This is a genomic window from Mesorhizobium sp. M2A.F.Ca.ET.067.02.1.1 (assembly GCF_004023285.1).
In the GTDB taxonomy this organism is placed as follows: Bacteria; Pseudomonadota; Alphaproteobacteria; order Rhizobiales; family Rhizobiaceae; genus Mesorhizobium.
This window is the reverse complement of record NZ_RZSB01000688.1, coordinates 1-3,231: the sequence shown is the minus strand read 5'-3', so window position 1 is coordinate 3,231 and position 3,231 is coordinate 1. Positions and strand designations below refer to the sequence as shown.

The window sequence follows — 3,231 nt, the reverse complement described above, 5'->3', positions numbered from 1 at the left end:
GCCTGGAGGCCTTCTATCTCGATTATCGTGAGCCGGAATCCATCGCCGCGCTAGTCGAGGGGGTGCTTGAACGCACCGGCGGCACGCTTGACGCGCTGTTCAACAACGGCGCCTACGCTCAGCCCGGCGCCGTCGAGGACCTGCCGGTCGCAGCGCTGCGCGAGCAGTTCGAGGCCAATTTCTTCGGCTGGCATGATCTCACCCGGCGCGTCATGCCGGTCATGCGTCGCCAGGGGCACGGCCGTCTCGTCCATTGCTCCTCGATCCTCGGACTGGCGCCTGTCCGCTTCCGCGGCGCCTATTCGGCATCCAAGCACGCCATCGAAGGCCTGATGCTGTGCATGCGCCAGGAACTCGACGGCAGCGGCATCCACCTTTCCCTCATCGAACCGGGACCGGTGACGTCGAAGATCGCCAGCAATGGCCTGCCCTGGTTCCTGAAGAACATCGATGTCGAAAAGTCCGTCCACCGCGCCGATTATCAGGCGCAGCTCGCCCGGCTCCAGGCCGGCGGCAGCGTGTCGAAGCTGAAGCCCGGGCCGGAGGTCGTGCACAACGCGCTCCGCCACGCGCTTCTGTCACAGCGCCCGCGCCCGCACTATGTGGTAACGGTGCCGGCCAGGATCGGCGCGGCACTCAAACGCATCCTGCCGGCGTCAATGCTGTACCGCGTGCTCGCCAGGCGCGCCTGACCGAAACTGAACCGGAGCCAGCCAGATGGTCATCGTCTTGAAGATTCTCGCCGTCATCGCGATGGCGGCCGTGCTGATCGTGCTGGTTCGCGGCCTGATCAACATGATGCGCGGCGGCTCCGGCGTCACCTCGAACAAGCTGATGCAAGCCCGTGTGATGCTGCAGGCCGTGGCGTTGGCGCTGCTGTTGCTGGTGGTCTATTTCACGCGCAAATAGAGGTCTTTTGGGGACGTTATGGTCAAGCTCAACAAGATCTACACCCGCACCGGCGATGACGGCACCACCGGGCTCGGCACCGGCGAGCGGCGGCTGAAATCCGACCTGCGCGTCGACGCCTATGGCACGGTCGACGAGGCCAATGCCTGCATCGGCATGGCCCGCATCCATACCGCCGGCCAACATCCCGCGATCGACGCCATGCTGTCGCGCATTCAGAACGATCTGTTCGATCTGGGAGCCGACCTCGCCGTGCCCGACGGCGGCAAGCCCCTGGAATACGAGCCGCTGCGTATCGTCGCCGCCCAGACCGGCCGCGTCGAACAGGACATCGACCTCCTCAACAAGGACCTGCAGCCGCTGAAATCCTTCGTGCTGAACGGCGGCACGCCGGCCGCGGCCGCGCTCCATCTGGCCCGCACCGTGGCGCGCAGGGCCGAGCGCCTGATGGTGGCGCTGGCCCAGGATCCGACCGAGCATGTCAACCGCGAGGCGCTCAAATACGTCAATCGCGTCTCGGATTTCCTGTTCGTTGCCGCCCGTGCGGTCAATGACAATGGAAAGGCCGACGTGCTATGGGTTCCCGGCAAGAACCGCTGAATCCAGGGGCGGGAGGGTCCGATGTTCATCCCGCTTTACGACACCAACAGGCTGCGCCACATCCGTCTGCAATATGTGACGATCGGTCTGATCGTGGTGAATGCGCTGGTCTATCTGGCGACCACGCTTGGCGGTGAGAACTTCACCAATGCCGCGGTTCTCGGCCTCGGCTTCATTCCCTCGGTGGTCCACGACAAGGTCGAGCTGTCGCCTGAATTCGTCGTCATCCCCGAAAGCCTCAGCTATCTCACCTATTCCTTCCTGCACGCCGACATTTTCCATCTAGGCGGCAACATGCTGTTCCTGTGGGTGTTCGGCGACAATGTCGAGGATGCGCTCGGCCACATACGCTACCTGATCTTCTACTTGGCCTGCGCTGTCGCCGGCGCTTTCTTCCAGGGGCTGGTGGCCTGGGATTCGCAGGTGCCGCTGATCGGCGCGTCCGGCGCCATTGCCGGCGTCGTCACCGCCTATCTGATTCTCTACCCTCGCGTGAAAGTCTGGGTGCTGGCCTTTGCCCGCATCCCCTTGCGCATTCCGGCCTTCATCCCGCTGATCCTCTGGATCCTGTTCCAGATCGTGATGTTCGCCGCCGGCGGAGAGGACCGGATTTCCTGGGCCTGCCATATCGGCGGCATCCTCGCCGGATTCGTGCTGGTGCTGGTGCTGCGCAGCCGCGGCGTGCCGCTGCTGGCCGGCGCCGACGGCGAGCCGGACCCGACGCCGAACATCCAGCAGCCGCCTGTCCCCGTCGAGCCCGCCGCGAGCGACGGCACCCCGGCGCAGCCGGGGTCGCAATGGGGCCGTGGAGCAGCGACGCCTCGGGACTGAACCGATTTGGGTGCCTCGTGGGATATTGACGCGCGGATTTGCCGCCACTACGGAAACGGCACCGCTGGGCGGATATTCCGCCCGTAATGTCGGCTTTCGACAACTCTGACAGGGCGTACGCTGCTATAGCGCCCCGACTATCTCAGGAGAGGTGACAGGAAAATGAAGATCCTTGTGCCCGTGAAGCGGGTTGTGGATGCCAACGTCAAGGTCCGGGTGAAAGCCGACGGACTCGGCGTCGAGCTCGCCAATGTCAAGATGGCGATGAACCCGTTCGACGAGATCGCGGTCGAGGAAGCGATCCGCATCAAGGAAGCCGGCAAGGCGGAAGAGATCATCGTCGTCTCGGTCGGCCCGCAGCAGGCGCAGGAAACGCTGCGCACCGCGCTCGCCATGGGCGCCGACCGGGCCATTCTGGTTAAGACTGACGAGCAGACCGAGCCGCTCGGCGTCGCCAAGGTGCTGAAGGGCGTAGTCGAGGCGGAGAAGCCCGGCCTCGTCATCCTCGGCAAGCAGGCGATCGATGACGATTCGAACCAGACCGGCCAGATGCTGGCGGCGCTGCTTGGCTGGTCGCAGGGCACCTTCGCCTCCAAGGTCGAGCTTGCCGGCGATCATGCCAAGGTGACGCGCGAGGTCGACGGCGGCCTGCAGACGGTCGAACTGAAGATGCCGGCGATCGTCACCGCCGACCTTCGCCTCAACCAGCCGCGCTATGCATCGCTGCCCAACATCATGAAGGCGAAGAAGAAGCCGCTCGACGAGAAGAGCCCGGCCGACTTCGGCGCCGACGTCAAGCCGCGCCTCAAGGTGATCAAGACCGAGGAGCCGGGCGGCCGCAAGGCGGGCGTCAAGGTGAAGTCGGTGGCCGAGCTGGTCGAGAAGCTGAAG

5 protein-coding genes are annotated in these 3,231 nt (G+C 64.8%); all 5 read left to right on the top strand.

The features are described 5' to 3' along the window. Positions 1–692 (top strand): SDR family NAD(P)-dependent oxidoreductase (locus EOA28_RS30050; RefSeq protein ID WP_128315588.1); only part of this gene is annotated, 692 nt, incomplete at its 5' end. 25 nt (positions 693–717) lie between these two features. Then, a complete protein-coding gene (locus EOA28_RS30045; RefSeq protein ID WP_042641360.1) occupies positions 718–909 on the top strand; it encodes a twin transmembrane helix small protein in 192 nt (63 codons plus the stop codon). Positions 910–927: 18 nt separating this feature from the next. Continuing rightward, positions 928–1,509 (top strand): cob(I)yrinic acid a,c-diamide adenosyltransferase, encoded by a 582-nt coding sequence (locus tag EOA28_RS30040; protein WP_127250969.1) that lies wholly within the window; start codon positions 928–930, stop codon positions 1,507–1,509. Between the two features lie 21 nt (positions 1,510–1,530). Then, positions 1,531–2,340, top strand: a complete 810-nt coding sequence (locus EOA28_RS30035; protein ID WP_127250970.1) for a rhomboid family intramembrane serine protease — start codon at positions 1,531–1,533, stop codon at positions 2,338–2,340. A 162-nt stretch (positions 2,341–2,502) separates the two neighbouring features. Then, the coding region (locus EOA28_RS30030) for an electron transfer flavoprotein subunit beta/FixA family protein (protein WP_148670940.1) at positions 2,503–3,231 on the top strand (729 nt) is incomplete at its 3' end.